Below are 17418 nucleotides of genomic sequence, written 5' to 3' on the forward strand. Positions count from 1 at the left end.
GGGTCGCTGTGACGGGCCCCACTACTTTCCTGTGCCCTGCAGCCGGCCTGCGTTATCTACCCCCAAAGGAAACATTCAATGATGTCTGTGGACAATGCCGTCGCGGACGTGGCCTCGGCCACGAAAAAGTTCTTCAAGCGCGTGCTGCCCATCATGCTGGTCATGCTGGTGTGCAACCAGCTGAACCGGTCGAACATCGGCTACGCGCAGGACCACCTCCAGGCTGACGTGGGCATCGGCGCCGCCGCCTACGGGTTCGGTGCCGGGCTGTTCTTCATCGCCTACGCCATTTTTGAACTTCCCAGCAACGTGATGATGGAGAAGTACGGCGCCAAGGTCTGGCTGGCACGGATCATGGTCAGCTGGGGCATCGTTTCCTTCCTGATGGCCTTTGTGCAGAACGAAACCATGTTCTACGTCCTGCGCTTCCTGCTGGGCGCTGCGGAAGCCGGATTCTTCCCCGCCGTCATCTTCTACTTCGCCCGCTGGGTACCCGCCGGACAGCGCGGCAAGGCCACAGCGATCTTCATCGCCGGCTCGTCCATTGCCGCTGCCATTTCCGGGCCCATCGCCGGGATGCTGCTCAGCCTCCACGGCGCTTTTGGCCTGCGCGGCTGGCAGTGGCTGTTCGGCTTCGAAGGCGCGCTGTCTGTAGTTGTGGGCATTACCGTGTTCTTCCTCCTGGACGCCAAAATCAGGGACGCCAAGTGGCTCACCGCTTCCGAAAAGGACTCGCTGTCCCAGGCGATTGCTGATGAAGACGCCCGGCACACCACTGCCGGCGGCGGAAAGATCAACCGCTGGAAGATGCTCCTGAACCCGCAGATCCTGCTGCTGTGCGGTATCTATTTCTCGGTCCAGCTGTCCATCTACGCCAACACGTTCTGGCTCCCCAGCATCATCAAGCAGATCCCTGGCACCACCGACCTAACTGTCGGTTTCCTGTCCTCCATTCCGTGGATCTGTGCGGTGTTCGCCATGTACTTCGCTGCAAAGTGGCAGGACAAGGCCAAGTCCAAGCGTCCGCTGCTGGTGGCCGCACTCCTGGTCGCCGCCATCGGTACGTTCGCCGCCGCCGTCGCGTCCCCGGTGATGGCGCTGGTGTTCCTCGCCATCGCCGCCATCGGCTTCAAGAGCGCTTCGCCGCTGTTCTGGACCATCCCGCAGTCCGGGCTGCACCCGCTGGTTTTGGCTCCGGCAATCGCCATCATCAACTCGCTGGGAAACCTGGGCGGGTTCGTGGCGCCATTCGGGTTCGGCATCATCAAGGAGCAGACCGGAAGCGTTATCCCGGGCCTGTTCGCCCTGGCCGCCGCGTCCACCATCGCCGCCGGGCTGGTGTACTTCCTGAAGGAACGGCGCAACGACACGGAGCCGGCCGCCGAGGCCGGCGACCGCACCGTAGAGGCAGCGGTACCCAGCCGGGCGTAGGTGGGCGATTGCGGCTACGAGCCCGTGATCACCAGGGCAACGCTGTGCCCGCCGAAACCGAAGGCGTTGACCAGTCCGGCCGAGGGAGTTCCCGGCTGGAGGTGGCAGACGTCTTCGGTGACGACGTTAAGGGCCACTTCGGGGTCCAAAGCCTCCACGTTGAGGGTTCCCGGCAGCATTCCGGTCCGCAAGGCTTCCACCACCACAACGGCGGCCAGTGCACCGGCGCCGCCCAGCAGGTGGCCGGTGTGGCCCTTGGTGGAAGTCACCGGGATGCCGGCGCCGAAGATGGCGTTGATGGCCTGGCCCTCGAGCCGGTCGCCAACCGGGGTGGAGGTGGCGTGCGCGTGCACAAAACCGATGTCTTCCGCCTTCAGGCCGGCAGACTCAAGGGCCTTCTGCATCACGCGCCGCTGCATGGCAGGATCGGCGGCCACGATGTCGTTGGCGTCGGAGGTTACCGCTCCCCCGGCTACTGCCCCCAGCACCGCCGCGCCACGGGCGCGCGCGTGCTCTTCGCTCTCCAGTACCACCACGCCGGCGCCCTCCGCGAGCACAAAGCCGTCCCGGCCGCCGTCGAACGGCCGTGAGGCCCGCTGGGGATCGTCATTGCGGGTGGACAGCGCACGGATCTGCGAGAAGCCGGTGACCACCAGGTCGTTGACCGAGGCGTCCACGCCGCCGGCAATCACGACGTCGGCAGCACCGGAGCGGATCATCTCGGCTGCCTGGACGATCGCCTCAGCCCCGGAGGCGCAGGCGCTGACAGGCGTCCGGGCGCCGCCGCGGGCGCCGAGGTCGATGGAGACCCAGGCCGCGGGCCCGTTGACCATCAGGCGGGTCAGGGTGTGCGGGGAGACCTTGCGGGGCCCCGATGCGGCAAGGGTGCGGTCCTGTTCCAGGGTGGAGCCCAGTCCGCCGTAGGCCGAGCCGATCACAACGGCGAAGCGCTCCGGATCAACGTCCGGCGCCCCGGCCTGCTTCCAGGCTTCCCGCGCCGCGATGAGAGCCAGCTGCCCGCAGCGGTCCATGCGCTTCATTTCACGCGTGCTGAGGTGCTCGTTGAGGTCGGCGGTGACCTGTCCTGCCATCTTGACGGGAAGCTGTTCAGCCCACTCCTCTTCCAGTGCGGCGATGCCGGACTTGCCCGCCACGAGGGCGGCCCAGGTTTCAGGCACTGACGCGCCGAGCGGGTTGATGGTGCCGACGCCGGTAACCAGCGCGCGCGGTTGGGTTGCCCCGGATTGAAGTGCGTTCACGGTGCCTACTTTGCCGGGTTGTGGGTACCGATGGGCACCAGGGTGAGGTCGGGATGGTTCTTTTCGATGCGGCGCAGTGCCCACACGTCATTGAAGAGGGCGAGGTACTCGCCGTCGGACCGCAGCAGCACCTCCGCACCGACGACGTTGGCCAGCGCAGGCATGGCATCCGCCGTCGAAATCCTGGCCAGCGAGTAGGGCAGGCGTTCCAGCCGCATGGGCGCGCTGAAGTCGTGCGCCATGCGGTCCTCCACCACTTCGAACTGCATGGGGCCGACGGCGGCAAGCACCGGTGCCTGGTCGCCGCGAAGGTCAGAGCGGAGCAGCTGGATGACGCCCTCATGTTCGAGTTGTTCAATACCGCGGCGGAACTGCTTGAACTTGCTGGGGTCCTTGGAGCGCGCAACCTGGAAGTGCTCAGGGGCGAACAGCGGGATGGCGGGGTATTCCACCGGTTCCTCAAGGAACAGGCTGTCGCCCACGCGCAGGGAGGAAGCGTTGACCAGCCCCACCACGTCCCCGGGGTAGGCCTCGTCGATGACTTCGCGTTCGCGGCCGAACACCTGCTGCGCGTACTTGGTGGCGAAGGACTTGCCGGTGCGGGTCTGGGTAACCACCATGCCGCGTTCAAACACGCCGGAGCAGACGCGGATGAAGGCCACATGGTCGCGGTGGGCCTTGTTCATGCCGGCCTGGACCTTGAAGACGAAACCGGAGAACGGGGACTCAACAGGGCGCGGGTTGCCTTCGATGTCCGGGCGGGGAGCTGCCGGCGGTGCGAAGTCCACCAGCGCGTCCAGCAGTTCCTTGACGCCGAAGTTGAGGGCGGCGGAGCTGAACAGGATGGGGGTGGCCTTGCCGGCATGGAAGGCCTCGACGTCGAACTCAAGGTTCGATTCGATGACCAGGCCTGCCTCGTCCACAGCGTCGGACCAGTTGCTGCCCTGGGTCTCGGCGGCCTCTTCCGGGGTGAAGTACTCGGTGATGGCGATCTGCGCGCCGGCGTTGTTGCGCTGGAAGCGGGCAAACCGGTCATTGCGCAGGTCCCAGACGCCGCGGAAGTCGCCGGAGATGCCCACGGCCCAGGTGAGCGGCATGGGCTGCAGGCCGGTGCGCTCAGTGATCTCGTCCATCAGGGCGAGCGCGTCCAGGCCCGGCCGGTCCCATTTGTTGATGACGGTGATGATGGGCAGGTTGCGCTGTTTGCAGACCTCGAAGAGCTTCATGGTCTGGGTTTCCAGGCCCTTGGCGGCGTCCACCAGCATTACCGCGCAGTCGACGGCGGCGAGCACCCGGTAGGTGTCCTCGGAGAAGTCGGCGTGGCCGGGGGTGTCCAGGAGGTTGATGACGGTGTCCCGGTAGGAGAACTGCAGCGCTGCGGAGCTGATGGAGATGCCGCGGTCCTTCTCCATCTGCATCCAGTCAGAGACGGTTTCCTTGCGGTTGGCCTTGCCGCTGGAGGCCCCTGCCGTGCCAATCACTTTTGCGTGCAGGGCCAGCGCCTCGGTCAGCGTCGACTTGCCGGCGTCGGGGTGGGAAATGACAGCAAAGGTCCTGCGTCGGCCCGCCTCTTTATGAATCTCCGAGATCCGGGCGGGGGTGAGGACATCTTGGGACACGGTGCTACTTTCGCTGCGGGTGGGACTGCCCGGGCGCTTTTCGGGCACTGCGCGCCGAAGCGCTGCGGCCCGGCCGGGAAACGGACTGGCGGAAAGCCAAGTTCCAGTTTATCGCAGCGCGGCAAATCGCCGGAGGTCCGCTTAACGCCCCCGAAACCACCAGTTCAAAGCCTCGAAATGAGGGCCCACTACCGTGACCGCATGATGACCCTCAGAAGCGCCTCCCGCGGCGCCCCCACGTCCCTCCGCGTTTCCATGTCCGGCAGGGACATGTCCGGCAGCGAAAGGAACTGACCGGCCGTGCACGGTATCTCTTTCCCGGGCAACCTCTTTTTCGATCCCCTGGCCACGGGGCTCGTGACGCCCAGTGGTGCCACCGGCGTACGCGGCCGCGAATCCGAAGACGGTGCGGCCGTCACGCCACGGCGACGTACGACGCAGACCGCCGCGGAGCAGAAGGCACTCCGGGCCGCATCGCTGGTAAAGGTCAGCAGGGACCTGGAGCGGATGGTGCGGGAGCGTTCCCGCTAAGGCACAGCGCTGTATTCTGGTGCCAGTGACACTTCATTTTTCTCTGTGACCCAGAGCTTTTATAGCGGTTTCGGCCCGCTCCTCCCCGCAGGAGTGGTGATTTTGTGCGCCCACGGGAGGGAACTCCGGTTCCCCATACCCCAGCCACTTCGAATCCCTATGCCTGGAAGATCACATGCTCAAACCTTCATCGCCCCTCACGCCGTCTTCACCAGCCACGGGGCGCCAAGCGCTCCGTCCTGACTGCGCCAACTGTTTTGCCCTTTGCTGTACCGCCTTTGGGTTCACGCGGTCTGTTGACTTTGCCGTAGACAAACCGGCAGGAACCCCGTGCGGCAACCTCGCCGCTGACTTTTCCTGCACCATCCACCACGGCTTGCGCGCCAGGGGCTTCCGCGGCTGCACAGTGTTTGATTGCTTTGGTGCGGGCCAGAGGGTGTCCCAGGATCTCTTCGGCGGAGACAGCTGGCTGGAGCATCCGGCCACAAAGGAAAAGATGTTTGCAGCCTTCAAGGTTGCCAGGCAACTGCACGAGATGCTTTGGTACCTGGCAGAGGCACAGGGGCGCTGTTTCGATCCTGAGGCCTCCCTGGACGCTGCCCGGTACCGCAGCTCCATCGAAAAGGCGTTCGGCGGTGGACCGGACCAGGTGCTGGCACTTGACGTCCAGGAGCTGCACGCCGAAGTAAGGTCGCTGTTGATGGCCGTCAGCGAAGAAGTTCGGGCGTCCTACTTCGCCACAGGGGATGACCAGGACCCGGAACTTAGGCCGGGCGCCGATCTCATCGGAAAGGACTTGCGGTCCCGCCGGCTGTGCGGGGCTGATCTCAGGGGCAGCTACCTGATTGCTTCCGACCTTCGAGGCAGCGATTTGACGGCCGTGGACCTGCTGGGCGCGGATCTCAGGAACGCGAAACTCCAGGGCGCGGACCTGTCCCGGGCCCTGTACCTGACCCAACCGCAGATTAATGCTGCGCGCGGTGACGTTCGTACGCTTTTGCCTGCTGACCTGGCAAGCCCTTGGCACTGGCGCTGATGGCGCGATTATCAAGTGAGGCAGCCGGGAGGTGCTGGAGGAATCCCGAAAAATGCACCCCCGGCTGCCCGCCGTCGAACCCTTTTTGTCCGTGTTCCAGCCACCCCCTAACGAGGCACTTTAGGGCTTGCCCGTGCGGAAGTTGGGCACTCTTGCCCCTATCATTGAGCTTGCGGGAAAATGAGCATTTTTTGATCCTGCCGGCGAAACCTCTAACCGGCATTTCTGCGGGCGTCCGGCCCGCACCTTTGAAGGGACACACTTAATGGCGCGGAGCCCCGAAGAATCTCTCAGGGCAACCCTGGCCAGAGTGGCACCCGGAACCCCCCTTCGCGACGGTCTGGAGCGGATCCTGCGGGGCCGGACCGGCGCACTGATAGTCCTGGGCATGGACAGGACCATCGAATCCATCTGCTCCGGTGGCTTCGATATCGGCATCGACTTCTCCCCCACCCGGCTCCGCGAGCTTGCCAAGATGGACGGCGCCATCATCTGCGACAAGGACGCAGGCAACATCCTCCGCGCGGCCGTCCAGCTCGTCCCCGATTCCAGCATCGAAACCCAGGAATCCGGCACCCGCCACCGCACGGCCGAACGCGTGGCCATCCAAACCGGCGTGCCCGTTATCTCGGTCAGCCAGTCCATGCAGATCATCGCCCTCTACGTCAACGGCCTGCGGCACGTCCTGGAAGGATCCGAAAAGGTCCTGGCGCGCGCCAACCAGGCCCTCGCTACCCTTGAGCGCTACCGCTCCCGCCTGGACCAGGTCACCAGCTCGCTGTCCGCCCTGGAAATCGAAGCGATGGTCACCGTCCGGGACGTCGCCGTCACCCTCCAGCGGCAGGAAATGGTCCGCCGCATCTCCGAGGAAATCTCCCAGTACGTCCTGGAACTCGGCGAGGACGGCCGGCTCCTGTCGCTCCAGCTCGATGAGCTGACGGTAGGGCGTGGTCCGGGAAGCGACGTGATCATCCGCGATTACGCCAGCCCCAACGCCTCCGCCGAGGACATCGAAAATGCAGTCAACGAACTGGTGAACCTGGGCCCCACCGAGCTGATCGACCTCGGCAAAATCTCCGGCATCGTGGGGTTTGCCGGCGGTGAAGCAAACCTGGACGCCGTGGTGCAGCCACGGGGCTACCGCCTGCTGTCTGGCCTTAAAGCAGTTCCGAAGGCTGTTGCGGACCGCCTGGTGGACCACTTCGGCGGCTTGCAGTTCCTGATGGCAGCCACCATCGACGATCTCATGACCGTGGACGGTATCGGCGATCAGCGGGCCAGGACCGTGCGCGAGGGACTCAGCCGGATGGCGGAAGCAAGCCTGCTGGACCGTTTCCTGTAAATCAATCGACTGCCGAATAACTGCCGTTTTGAGCAGCCAAAAGGGCAGTTACGGAGCAGTCATTTGGAAGGTGCCGTCAGTTCAGCTGGAAAACTGCCTTCGGGCTGGCTTTGGAGCCGAGCTTGGCTGTGAAGATGTAGTACGCGCCGCCGCCTCCGGGTTTGGCTTCGACGGGCTGGCAGCCTTCAACAGAACGGTTGCGCGGCCACGGGAAGTTTGCGGTTTCGCTGGCACCCGGCGCAATGGTTTTCACCAGGTCCTCGCTCTTCGCCTGGCAATCCTTGGACGAGAAGATCCGGTCCGCGCCGCTGGTCACCAGGAATTCCATCTGCGAGGTTCCGATGTTCACCTCGCAGGGCATGGTGCCGCCGTTGGTCACCTTGAGCGTCAGCATCGGGTTTTCCTCGGGGCCGTAGGCCGCCTTGTCCGTCGAAGCCGACACGGTCACCAGGTTCTGGTTGCACGCGGGGGTCGGTGACGGCGTGGGGGTGGGCGCCGGAACAGAGGACGACGGCGACGCCTGGCCGGACGGGTCAGCGGACGCGGTTGCGCCGGCGGCAGGGTCCGTGGATGATGCCTTTTCCGAGCTGCCGCTGAAGGCGCCGGCGAGGGAGAAGCCGCCCACCACCAGTGCGATCACCACCAGCAGGGCCGCCCCCAGGAACAGCCGGCGCCGGCGGTACACGGCAGGGCTCGGCTTGCGGACCGTACTCGATCCGGATGCCGTTGTCCTGCCGCGTGATGATTCGCCTTGCCCGCCCATCCTTCTAGGCTAGAGAACGGCCGCGGATCTGCCCGGCCACCACGCCGCCGGTTGCCCCATCGCTCTGGTCACATGCAGCCAGGCGGCGGGGGCTCATTCATCGTTTCGGGCTCCGGAAACTGATCCATTACAGTGTTGGGATCGATACTGAAGCCTTAACCACCGCTGCGCCTGCCCGTTTCCCCACCGGGCCGGAGCTGCAGGAGCTGCACACCCGGATCAACACCTGGTTCGCCGGCATTGCCCGCGAGCTGCCTTGGCGCGAGCCTGCCTGCTCGGCTTGGGGTGTGCTGGTCAGTGAAATCATGCTGCAGCAAACCCCGGTGGTCCGGGTCCTGCCGGTTTGGCACGAATGGCTGAAACGCTGGCCCACTCCGGCCGGCCTGGCAGGCGAGCCCGCGGGCGAGGCAGTGCGGTCCTGGGGCCGGCTGGGTTACCCGCGCCGGGCCTTGCGGCTGCATGCGGCAGCAGTTGCCATCGTCGAAGAGCACGGCGGCAAGGTTCCGGACAACTACGCCGAGCTGCTGGCGTTGCCCGGAGTTGGCAGTTACACGGCGGCGGCGGTGGCGGCCTTTGCCTACGGTCGCCGCGAAACCGTAGTGGACACCAATATCAGGCGCGTCCACGCCCGGTTGATCTCCGGTACTGCCCTTCCGGCGCCGGCACTTACGGCTGCGGAGATGCGGCTCGCCGCGCAGCTCCTCCCGGACGACGACGCCACATCAGTCCGGTGGAACGCCGCAGTGATGGAGCTGGGGGCGCTGGTGTGCACAGCCCGCGCGCCCAGGTGCGGCGACTGCCCGGTCCGGGACTCCTGTGCCTGGCGGGCTGCTGGTGAGCCGCCGCCGTCGTACATCCCCAAGGGCCAGGCGTGGCACGGCACTGACCGCCAGGTGCGTGGAGCCGTGATGGCCGTGCTGCGGGTGGCTGAGGCGCCGGTGCCTGCGGAGATGTTCCAGCGGGAGCCGGCGGACCTGGGTTTCGCCGCGGAGGGCATCGGCGTGCCCCTCGCGGCCCTGCACCGGCTCAACTCCGCCCCCGAGCAGCTCGAGCGGGCGCTGGCAGGGCTGCTGGCCGACGGCCTGGCCGTAGTGCACCACGGCGGATACCGGCTCCCCGCGTAGATCCATCCTCAACCGCGCCGTGGCCACCATAACGATGTTTGCATCACTTCCAGGCTGAGCGGAGGCAGGCGCCGTCCCCGGCTTTAGGCTGAAGTATGGGCAAGCGCGGGCTGCTTTTGGCGCTCATAACGACGGCGGGACTGGTTACCGCGTGCGGGCCCGGCCCCGGCGCGGTCCCCTGCCCGGCCATCGCCCAGGCCACCGCTGTTTCTGTCACCGTCGCCGCCGGCTACGCGCCGCAGGTGGAGAAGCTGCACCTGTTGGCCTGCCAGGACGGGCAGTGCACGGAAGAAGATGTAGAGCTGCGCCCCGGCAGCGCGTCGATCGACCAGGGCTGCACCCCGGAGGGCATCTGCTCCGCCACGGCGTCGCCTGACGGGACCAAGATCGCCGCACTGTTCCTGGAAACCCTGACGGAATCCCCCATGACAGTCACGGCTTCCGCAACGGCCCCTGACGGATCAGCCCTGCCCGTCCGGACCCTGGATTTCCGGCCGCGGGCCGACTACCCCTTCGGGGAGCAGTGCGGCAGGTTCATTTCCGCGTCCGTGCTGCTGGACGCCCAGGGACTGCGGGAAACCCCCTGATCCTAGAAGAGGGTGGGCTGGCCGAAGTTGTCCTCTGCGGAAGGCTCGGGGCCGCCGGCTCCGGCCGCCCCTTCCGGCGACCACTCAAAGCCCAAGTCGGCGAGGAGTTCCTCGACGGATATCTGCCCCTCCAGCACTGCGATTTCCGGGGTGATGTCTTCGAGGTCGAGCCGTTCCATGGCATCGAGCATATTCGCAGGAGTCCGCTCCAGCGGTGCGAACACACCGCCGCGCCGTCATTCGGGCTGTTCAGGCACTCCCGGCGGGCCTACGGCTCGCCGAAGCCGGCCTGCACCAGCCCGCCGACGTAGTTCACGGCGCGTTCGGCGTCTGCGCCCCACGCTTCGATATGCAGCACGGACCCCTTGCCCGCCGCCAGGGTCATCAGCGCGGTCATGGAAGTGGCGTCCACGCCGTTGATTTGGACTTCGGCATCCAGGGACGAGAGGCCCCCGGCGATCTTGGCCGCCGGCCGCGCATGCATGCCGGCCTGGTTGATGAGCTCAAAGTCGCCGGTGAAGTCCGGGCCGGACCCGGTGACGGAACCTTCCGCCACCTCCTGGACTGCAGGGTTTTTGGGGTGCCGGGCCGGGCCGCGGACGGCTTCCGCTGCCCGCTTGACCGCCTGTACGTCCCCGCCGCCCTGGGCCGCCACCGCCGCGGCCACAAGACCTTCCACCAGCGGCGCGTCCGCCAGCACCACCCCGGCTGGGTTCTCCACGAATTCCAGCGCCGATTCCGCGGTCATCACGGCCGACCCCAGATCGGTGAGGATCACCGCACCACCGCCGTTGGGCACCTTGTCCAGCGCGGCCATCACCTTCTCCAGGCTGGTGCCAATCCGTCCATCGGTGGTGCCGCCGGCTGGCAGGATCACGACGTCAGGCGCCATTTGCGCGGCAAGTTCCGCGGCGCCGTCGGCAATCTTTTCACTATGGGAAACCACCACGATGCTGACGGTCACGCAGCCGCCTTCGCAGCGGCGCGCATAATCAGGGCGCTGGAAGCCGCGCCGGGATCGCGGTGCCCGGCGCTCCGCTCCCCGAGGTAGCTGGCCCGCCCTTTCCGTGCCACCAGCGGATCGGTGGCCACTGCCCCCGCCTCCGCGGCCTCGGCGGCGGCAACCAGGACAGTCAACGGATCCGTGCTGCCGTTTGCGGCCGCACGGCCTGCTGCTTCGGCCGCCGGTGTCCAGGCGTCCACCATGGTTTTGTCCCCCGGCTCCGCTTTCCCACGGGCCACAATGCCGTCCCGGGCCGCGGTGAGGGCGCCGGCCCAGGCGGCAGGATCGATCTCGGCGGCGTCTCCCAGAGACGTTGCCGCGCGCAGGAATGCCGTGCCGTACAGCGGACCCGCAGCCCCGCCCACCTTGGACATCAGGGTCATGGCCGTGAGTTTCAATGCCGCAGCCGGGGTTTCGGGCGGCGATTCTGCCAGCTTGTCCAGGACAGCCTGGAAGCCGCGGTCCATGTTCTCGCCGTGGTCCGAATCCCCGATGGCCCGGTCCAGCTCGATCAGTTCCACCCGGTGCTCCGCCATGGCCTGCGCGCACAGCGTCAGCCACTTCACCGTCCAGTTGACATCCAGGACCACGGCTACACGCCCCAACGCAGTGCTGCAGTGTGTACCGGCGCATCCCACAGTTCCGTCAGTTCGTCGTCCAGTCTCAACACGGAGATGGAGCAGCCCTGCATTTCCAGCGCGGTGATGTAATTGCCCACCAGGGACCGCTCGACGGCGGCGCCGCGGCTTGCGAGCACCTGCGCGGCCCGCCGGTACACGATGTACAACTCGCTCAGCGGAGTGCCGCCCATGCCGTTGACAAACAACAGCACCCTGTCCCCGGCGGTGATCCCCAGATCGGTGAGCACTGGTTCCAGCAGCCGGTCGGTGATCCCGTCCGCGTTTTCCATGGGGATGCGGTGCCGGCCGGGTTCACCATGGATCCCGATGCCGATCTCGATTTCGTCCTCGGCCAGATCGAAGCTTGGCGAGCCCGCGTGCGGGACGGTGCAGGCAGACAGCGCCACACCCATGGTGCGGACGTTGCTGTTGACCCGTTCTCCGATCGCGGCCACCGCATCCAGGTCGTCGCCGCGTTCGGCAGCAGCACCGGCGATCTTTTCCACCAACACCGTTCCGCCCACGCCGCGGCGGCCCGCCGTGTACAGCGAGTCCTCCACGGCCACATCGTCGTTGACCAGGACTGTCCGTACGTTCACGCCCTCAGCCTCGGAAAGTTCCGCTGCGGTTTCAAAGTTCAGCACGTCGCCGGTGTAGTTCTTGACGATGTGCACGACGCCGGCACCTGAGTTGACGGCGAGCGTCGCCGGAAGGATCTGGTCCGGCGTGGGCGAGGTGAACACAGCCCCCGGGACGGCGGCGTCGAGCATGCCCCTGCCCACGAAGCCGGCGTGGAGCGGTTCGTGGCCGCTGCCGCCGCCCGAGACGAGTCCTACTTTCCCACTGACCGGCGCGTCCTTGCGTGTGATGTACGTGGGATCTGAACTGACGTTTACAAGGTCTGCGTGCGCCTGGCCGAAACCCTGCACTGATTCCTCAACTACCGTCTTTGGATCGTTGATGAGCTTTTTCATGGCGTTGCTCCTGGCATGGTTCCTGGAGGGTGACATTTCCGACCCTACTACCGGCAGGCGGCGAGGCGGTAGGGCGCGGATCCGCACAGGTACAGAAAAGGGACAGCCCCCAATGACTGTCCCTTTCCCTGGGCCCCCAACCCGGCCGCAGCCAGTTTATCCATCAAATCGAGTAAAACAAAGCTGGTCAGCGCGGTGCAGTAGCTATTTCTTGACCTGAGGAAGGCGGCCAGGCGGGGGCTGGGGCAGTTCCTGGCGTTTCGTCCCGCCAGTAGTTTTGGGAGCAGTCTCGTCAGAGGAACTTGATCATCCGGGTGTTGCCAAGGGTGTTCGGCTTCACCCGGGCCAGGTCCAGGAACTCCGCCACGCCTTCGTCATGGGACCGGAGCAGCTCCGAGTAGACGGTGGGGTCAACGGCGGATTGGTCTGCCATGACTTCAAAGCCGTGGCGCTTGAAGAAGTCCACCTCGAAGGTGAGGCAAAAGACGCGCGCGACTCCCAGTGCACGGGCCTCCTCAAGCAGGCTCTCCACCAATACGTGGCCAACACCGCGCCCGCGCCAGTCTTCGGAAGCAGCAAGGGTGCGCACCTCAGCCAGGTCTTCCCACATCACGTGGAGCGCTCCGCAGCCGATCACGTCGCCGTTGTCCGCCTCGGCGATGCGGAACTCCTGCAGGCTCTCGTAATACGCCACTGTTTCCTTGGCCATCAGGATCCGTTGCTCTGCCAGCGGCGCAACAAGTTTCTTGATGGCGGACACATCGCTGGTGCGGGCTGGGCGGATATGGAAGGAGTCAGTCACAGAGCCATCCTAGTTCGCCTCACTGACAGCCTTGAGCTTCACTGTTCCGGCTACTGTTCTTCACAAAGAAGCTGAGTTGAAGCTCTGCTTACGCTCGGACACGAGAACCTCTGCGGAGTGTGAAGACTTCTGCGTCCACATCCGGCAGCGTTTGCGGACGCGGGCTGGCAACAACCAGTGTTGCGGATGTTATCCACGTCACCCTAAAGGTGCAGCCGCACAACCCGGAGGAAAAATGGCCATAGGCTCCCCCACGCTGACCGATGAACCATTGGCGCAAGACGAGAAACAGGGCCTTCGGCGGTCCATGGAGGCCCGCCACCTGGTGATGATCGCCATGGGAGGTGTCATAGGGTCCGGGCTGTTCCTTAGTTCCGGCTACACCATCGCGCAGGCTGGGCCGCTGGGAGCGATCATCGCCTACCTCCTCGGCGCCGTGGTGGTGTACATGGTGATGGCATGCCTGGGTGAGCTGGCGGTGGCGTACCCGGTGTCCGGTGCCTTCCACATTTACGCTGCCAGGTCGATAGGTCCCGCCACGGGCTTTGCCACCGCCTGGCTTTACTGGCTCTGCTGGGCGGTTGCCCTGGGTTCGGAGTTCACCGCGGCCGGGCTTTTGATGCAGCGCTGGTTCCCGGAGGTGGATGTGTGGATCTGGTGCCTTGTTTTTGCGGCCGTGCTATTCACGCTCAACGCGATCTCTTCCCGCGTGTTTGGTGAATCGGAGTTCTGGTTCGCGTTGATAAAGGTAGCCGCCGTCATCGGGCTGATTGTCCTGGGCGGGGCGGCATTGCTCGGCTTTCATCCGCTGGCCGAGAATGGCTATCCGTTCCTCGGTGAAAACCTGAATACACCGCAGGGGCTGTTTCCCAACGGAATTACCGGCGTCCTGATCACCACGCTTGCGGTGTTCTACGCATTCTCAGGGTCTGAACTCATTGGTGTGGCAGCGGGGGAAACGGCCAACCCCGCAGTCAATATCCCAAAGGCGATGCGAACCACCGTGATCCGCCTGATGATTTTCTTTGTTGGCGCCATCGCTGTTATCGCCGGTACGGTGCCGTACGAGGAAACGTCGCTGGAACAGAGCCCCTTTGTCACGGTCTTCTCGCAGCTTGGCATTCCCTACGCCGCCGACGTCATGAATTTCGTCATCATCACTGCCCTTTTGTCCGCCGGGAACTGCGGCCTGTTTTCCTGCGCCCGGATGCTTTTCTCCCTGGCCGATGAGGGCCACGCCCCCAAGGCCCTGCAAAAACTCACAAAGCGCGGCATCCCCCTGCTTGCCCTGTGCGTGAGCATGCTGGGCGGCCTGGCGTCACTGATCAGCAGCGTGGTGGCGCCGACCACCGTCTACCTGGTCCTGGTCTCCGTTGCCGGTTTCGCGACCGTCGGTGTCTGGATGTCCATCACGGCGGCCCATTTCTTCCACCGCCGGAATTTCCTGCGAGCAGGCGGTGACACGGCATCGCTCCCCTACCGGGCGCCGCTCTTCCCACTGCTGCCCATAGCCGCGTTTATCCTCTGCGTGATCTCCCTGATAGGAATAGGCTTCGACCCCACCCAAGCAACAGCCTTGTATTTCGGAATCCCCTTCGTAGCAGCCTGCTACGCCTACTTCCACTTCAAACACGCCCGCGGAAAGAAAGAAACTCACCAACCTAAGGTCCTGGTGAATACGAAAGACGCCCCCTAACCCACAAAAAGCAAGGCGCGGGGCGTTCCGGCTGGTGAGAGACTGCGCTCGAAGGCACACGCCAGTCAGAAGGCGACAAGGGAGGGCGCGCATTTTGCATCACGTGCCTAGGCGACCGCCAGCACGAGGTGAAGGAGGCTGGGACATTTACGTAGCTTGCGTCAGAGCGACGAAGGAGCAGCAAGCGGTAAATGTCCCAGCCTCCGAGCCGGAGGCGATTAGGGCCTCGGAGTCGGGAGCCGGAGGCGATCAGAGCACCACCCCCGAGAGGGGCTAAAGTCCCAGCTCGGAAGGCAATGGCACATCCTGGTCCAGGACGTTCCGGGCCAGGAAGTGCTCTACGACCCCGTACCAGACCTTCGCATGCTGCGGCTGCAGGACCCAGTGGTTTTCGTCCGGGAAGTACAGGAAGCGGTGCGGGGTGCGGCCGTCCTGGTCTGCGGCGAGCTGGGACTTGGACAGCAGTTCGTACCAAAGGCGCAGCCCCTCGCCAATAGGGACGCGGTAGTCTTTGTCGCCGTGGATCACCAGCATGGGCGTGCTGATCTTTTCGACGTGTTGGTGCGGTGAGTTCTCCCGCGCCATCTCTTCGGTCATTTCCTTGAGCCAGTATTGGGAGGCGTCCGTGGTGGGGCCGAACTGGTCCAGGGCCCAAAGGCTGGCGTGGGTCACCACGGCCTTGAACCTGTCGGTCTGGCCGGCGACCCAGTTGGCCATGTAGCCGCCGAAGGAGCCGCCCATGGCGGCGGTGCGTTCCGCGTTGATATCGGGCCGGTCCACGGTAGCGTCAGTTACCGCCATCAGGTCGGTGAACGGTGCCTTGCCCCAGGCACCCCACCCGCGCTGGATGTAGTTCTGGCCGTAGCCGGTGGAGAGTGCGGGGTCCGGCAGGAGCACGGCGTAGCCCTTGGCAGTGAGCAGCCAGGGGTTCCAACGCCAGGTCCAGGCATTCCAGGATCCCAGCGGGCCGCCGTGGATCCACAGGAGCATCGGAGCCGGGGACTCCGCGGAGGCCCCCTCAGGCAGCGCCAGGTAGGCCGGAACACGCGAACCGTCAACTGCTGTGGCCGCGATCCGTTCAAGCCTGCCGGAGCGGACGGGGCGGTCTGCAGGGGCCGGCAGGCGGGTGGTTTCCCCGGTCTGCAGGTCGATGCGCACCGCCTCAGGCGGAAACTCGTACGAACTGCGGAGGGCATAGGCGTGGCGTCCGTCGGGTGAAATTACGACGTCGGTGTATGCCGCCGCGTCCTGCGTCACCCGGGAAACGCCCACCTCAGCGGCAGCAGCCGGAACGCTGATGCGGAAAACCGGCGACGCGCCGTCGTCGTCCGCCGTGACCAGGAGGGCGGAACCATCCGGCAACCAGGCTGCGGGCTTGGCCCAGCGGTCCCAGTCGTGCGCCAGGGGCGTGAGCCGGGCTGTTCCCGGCTCCACCTCGTCGGATACGTCCAGGAGGTGCAGTTTGACCTGGGGAGCCTGGTGCGGGGTGCTGTCGCTTTCGCTGACCACCACCAGGGTGTTTCCGTCCGGGCTGACGGGGCCAGGGAAGTAGCTCATGCCTTCGTGGTCCAGGAGTACCTTTGTGGTTCCGGATGCTGCGTCAACGGCCACCAGGATGGAGCGGCTGTCTGCCTTTGCCAGCGGCCTGGTGTAGCTCGTGTAGATGGTCCGGCCGTCGGGGCTGACAGAGGTCTCGGCTTCGCGCAGCCGTGGTCCCGCGTCCGGGGTGAGGTTCCGCAGTGCCAGCGGGGCGGCAGCGTCCACGGTGGCGGGCTTCCCAGGTTCCTGGTCCTTTCCGGGCTCGACGGCGAAGAGGCGCGGCTGCCCGGGCCCCAGGTCCGCGTCCCAGTACCGCACCGGATATTCGCTGTGCAGGATGGCGGAGACTTTGTTGTCCTTGCGCGCTTTGCGGCGTTCGGCGTCGTCTTCCTCATCAGCCGAACCGGCGAGGACTTCCGCCACCACGAAGGTGGCGTCAGCGTTCCTGGCAGTCAATACCGAGGACACACCGCCTGGCCGGTTGAGCACCACGCGGGCCTCACCGCCACCCGCGGGCAGCAGCCAGAGGGCGTTGACGGGATCGCCCTCGGGGCTTTCGGGGTCCGGCCGCGCAGAAGTGAAGTAGACGTCGCCGTTGGCTGCGAATGCCGCCCCGGCCTCGCCCTTGGTGCTGCGGGTGATCCGGCGCGCCTGCTTCTGCCCGGCAGGATCAAGCTCCCACAGCGCTGTGGCATATTCGGTGCCTTTGCCGTTCAGGGTGGCCACGGTAGTGACCAGCCGTGTGCCATCCGGGCTTAACGCCAGCCCGCTCACCCGCGGAATGGCGAGGTAATGGTCAAGGTCGTGAAAAGGAGTCAAAGGTCGCTCTTCCGGGATCACCGGTTCCAAGTTAGCCATGCCCCGATTCAACCCGAGTTGTGCTTCCAGTCACAACCGCCACCCGCACCCGGGTTTGTCTCCGTGGCCAGTCCGCACCCGTCCCGGCGCCCGGCTTTGGTACTTTCCCGCGGCTGGGTCCGCTCCGGCCCCGGCGCCCCGGGTTTGGGTGCATTCCTGTGGCTGGGTCCGGAGCCGGCCATCAGAGATTTCCCGGCGCCTGCTCCTTCGTCGCTTTGACGGCGCCTACATAAA

Annotated in this window: 16 protein-coding genes; 7 read left to right on the plus strand and 9 right to left on the minus strand. The window is 65.5% G+C overall.

Going from position 1 to position 17418, the window contains the following annotated elements; translation table 11 throughout:
* Nucleotides 1-81 precede the first annotated feature (81 nt).
* Nucleotides 82-1431 carry an MFS transporter gene (locus tag ARTSIC4J27_RS18770; protein WP_235436757.1) on the plus strand — a complete coding sequence of 450 codons (1350 nt, stop codon included), beginning with the start codon at nucleotides 82-84 and terminating at the stop codon, nucleotides 1429-1431.
* 14 nt (nucleotides 1432-1445) lie between these two features.
* On the opposite strand, the gene ARTSIC4J27_RS18775 is transcribed toward ARTSIC4J27_RS18770, so the two are convergent.
* Nucleotides 1446-2690, minus strand: a complete 1245-nt coding sequence (locus tag ARTSIC4J27_RS18775) for a beta-ketoacyl-[acyl-carrier-protein] synthase family protein (protein ID WP_050056703.1) — start codon at nucleotides 2688-2690, stop codon at nucleotides 1446-1448.
* 5 nt (nucleotides 2691-2695) lie between these two features.
* Nucleotides 2696-4309, minus strand: coding sequence for a peptide chain release factor 3 (locus tag ARTSIC4J27_RS18780; protein ID WP_050056704.1), 1614 nt, complete (start codon nucleotides 4307-4309; stop codon nucleotides 2696-2698).
* Between the two features lie 300 nt (nucleotides 4310-4609).
* Here ARTSIC4J27_RS18780 and ARTSIC4J27_RS18785 point away from each other — a divergent pair, with 300 nt between their 5' ends.
* The 3 genes from ARTSIC4J27_RS18785 (at nucleotide 4610) to disA (ending at nucleotide 7218) form a co-directional block, all read left to right on the plus strand.
* Nucleotides 4610-4840, plus strand: coding sequence for a hypothetical protein (locus ARTSIC4J27_RS18785; protein ID WP_050056705.1), 231 nt, complete (start codon nucleotides 4610-4612; stop codon nucleotides 4838-4840).
* A gap of 496 nt (nucleotides 4841-5336) precedes the next feature.
* Complete coding sequence (locus ARTSIC4J27_RS23490; RefSeq protein WP_327077662.1) at nucleotides 5337-5876, plus strand: pentapeptide repeat-containing protein; 540 nt, start codon at nucleotides 5337-5339, stop codon at nucleotides 5874-5876.
* Nucleotides 5877-6141: 265 nt separating this feature from the next.
* Nucleotides 6142-7218 (plus strand): DNA integrity scanning diadenylate cyclase DisA, encoded by a 1077-nt coding sequence (disA, locus tag ARTSIC4J27_RS18795; protein WP_050056707.1) that lies wholly within the window; start codon nucleotides 6142-6144, stop codon nucleotides 7216-7218.
* Between the two features lie 76 nt (nucleotides 7219-7294).
* Here disA and ARTSIC4J27_RS18800 read toward each other — a convergent pair whose 3' ends face one another.
* Nucleotides 7295-7981, minus strand: a complete 687-nt coding sequence (locus ARTSIC4J27_RS18800) for a hypothetical protein (protein ID WP_050056708.1) — start codon at nucleotides 7979-7981, stop codon at nucleotides 7295-7297.
* 305 nt (nucleotides 7982-8286) lie between these two features.
* Between ARTSIC4J27_RS18800 and ARTSIC4J27_RS18805 the strand changes: the two genes are divergently transcribed.
* Nucleotides 8287-9105 carry an HhH-GPD family protein gene (locus tag ARTSIC4J27_RS18805; protein ID WP_235436758.1) on the plus strand — a complete coding sequence of 273 codons (819 nt, stop codon included), beginning with the start codon at nucleotides 8287-8289 and terminating at the stop codon, nucleotides 9103-9105.
* Nucleotides 9106-9200: 95 nt separating this feature from the next.
* The gene (locus ARTSIC4J27_RS18810) at nucleotides 9201-9692 is read left to right on the plus strand and encodes a hypothetical protein (protein ID WP_050056710.1); all 492 of its coding nucleotides are present in this window, start codon (nucleotides 9201-9203) and stop codon (nucleotides 9690-9692) included.
* A gap of 2 nt (nucleotides 9693-9694) precedes the next feature.
* Here the strand turns inward: ARTSIC4J27_RS18810 and ARTSIC4J27_RS22975 are convergent, their stop codons facing one another.
* The 5 genes from ARTSIC4J27_RS22975 to ARTSIC4J27_RS18835 all read right to left on the minus strand — a co-directional run bounded on the left by ARTSIC4J27_RS22975 (nucleotide 9695) and on the right by ARTSIC4J27_RS18835 (nucleotide 13091).
* Nucleotides 9695-9871, minus strand: a complete 177-nt coding sequence (locus ARTSIC4J27_RS22975) for a hypothetical protein (RefSeq protein ID WP_167344687.1) — start codon at nucleotides 9869-9871, stop codon at nucleotides 9695-9697.
* Nucleotides 9872-9960: 89 nt separating this feature from the next.
* Nucleotides 9961-10656 carry a dihydroxyacetone kinase phosphoryl donor subunit DhaM gene (gene dhaM / locus ARTSIC4J27_RS18820; RefSeq protein WP_050056712.1) on the minus strand — a complete coding sequence of 232 codons (696 nt, stop codon included), beginning with the start codon at nucleotides 10654-10656 and terminating at the stop codon, nucleotides 9961-9963.
* Nucleotides 10653-11285, minus strand: a complete 633-nt coding sequence (gene dhaL, locus ARTSIC4J27_RS18825; protein WP_050056713.1) for a dihydroxyacetone kinase subunit DhaL — start codon at nucleotides 11283-11285, stop codon at nucleotides 10653-10655. The genes dhaM and dhaL overlap by 4 nt, the downstream gene beginning before the upstream one ends.
* 2 nt (nucleotides 11286-11287) lie before the next feature.
* A complete protein-coding gene (dhaK, locus tag ARTSIC4J27_RS18830) occupies nucleotides 11288-12289 on the minus strand; it encodes a dihydroxyacetone kinase subunit DhaK (RefSeq protein WP_050056714.1) in 1002 nt (333 codons plus the stop codon).
* Nucleotides 12290-12581: 292 nt separating this feature from the next.
* On the minus strand, nucleotides 12582-13091 hold the full coding sequence (locus ARTSIC4J27_RS18835) for an amino-acid N-acetyltransferase (protein WP_050056715.1): 510 nt from the start codon (nucleotides 13089-13091) through the stop codon (nucleotides 12582-12584).
* Between the two features lie 235 nt (nucleotides 13092-13326).
* On the opposite strand from ARTSIC4J27_RS18835, the gene ARTSIC4J27_RS18840 reads away from it, so the two are divergent.
* Nucleotides 13327-14787, plus strand: a complete 1461-nt coding sequence (locus ARTSIC4J27_RS18840) for an amino acid permease (RefSeq protein ID WP_050056716.1) — start codon at nucleotides 13327-13329, stop codon at nucleotides 14785-14787.
* A 273-nt stretch (nucleotides 14788-15060) separates the two neighbouring features.
* Here ARTSIC4J27_RS18840 and ARTSIC4J27_RS18845 read toward each other — a convergent pair whose 3' ends face one another.
* The gene (locus ARTSIC4J27_RS18845; RefSeq protein WP_050056717.1) at nucleotides 15061-17184 is read right to left on the minus strand and encodes a prolyl oligopeptidase family serine peptidase; all 2124 of its coding nucleotides are present in this window, start codon (nucleotides 17182-17184) and stop codon (nucleotides 15061-15063) included.
* Between the last annotated feature and the right edge of the window lie 234 nt (nucleotides 17185-17418).

This window comes from Pseudarthrobacter siccitolerans, from assembly GCF_001046895.1.
GTDB classification, from domain to species: domain Bacteria; phylum Actinomycetota; class Actinomycetes; order Actinomycetales; family Micrococcaceae; genus Arthrobacter; species Arthrobacter siccitolerans.

Excerpts from the sequence above, each read along its gene's own strand:
- ARTSIC4J27_RS18770 (WP_235436757.1), top strand. The coding sequence starts at position 82 with ATGTCTGTGGACAATGCCGTCGCGGACGTGGCCTCGGCCACGAAAAAG.
- ARTSIC4J27_RS23490 (WP_327077662.1), top strand. The coding sequence starts at position 5,337 with ATGTTTGCAGCCTTCAAGGTTGCCAGGCAACTGCACGAGATGCTTTGG.
- disA (WP_050056707.1), top strand. The coding sequence starts at position 6,142 with ATGGCGCGGAGCCCCGAAGAATCTCTCAGGGCAACCCTGGCCAGAGTG.
- ARTSIC4J27_RS18800 (WP_050056708.1), bottom strand. The coding sequence starts at position 7,981 with ATGGGCGGGCAAGGCGAATCATCACGCGGCAGGACAACGGCATCCGGA.
- ARTSIC4J27_RS18805 (WP_235436758.1), top strand. The coding sequence starts at position 8,287 with ATGCTGCAGCAAACCCCGGTGGTCCGGGTCCTGCCGGTTTGGCACGAA.
- ARTSIC4J27_RS18810 (WP_050056710.1), top strand. The coding sequence starts at position 9,201 with ATGGGCAAGCGCGGGCTGCTTTTGGCGCTCATAACGACGGCGGGACTG.
- ARTSIC4J27_RS22975 (WP_167344687.1), bottom strand. The coding sequence starts at position 9,871 with ATGGAACGGCTCGACCTCGAAGACATCACCCCGGAAATCGCAGTGCTG.
- dhaK (WP_050056714.1), bottom strand. The coding sequence starts at position 12,289 with ATGAAAAAGCTCATCAACGATCCAAAGACGGTAGTTGAGGAATCAGTG.
- ARTSIC4J27_RS18840 (WP_050056716.1), top strand. The coding sequence starts at position 13,327 with ATGGCCATAGGCTCCCCCACGCTGACCGATGAACCATTGGCGCAAGAC.
- ARTSIC4J27_RS18845 (WP_050056717.1), bottom strand. The coding sequence starts at position 17,184 with ATGGCTAACTTGGAACCGGTGATCCCGGAAGAGCGACCTTTGACTCCT.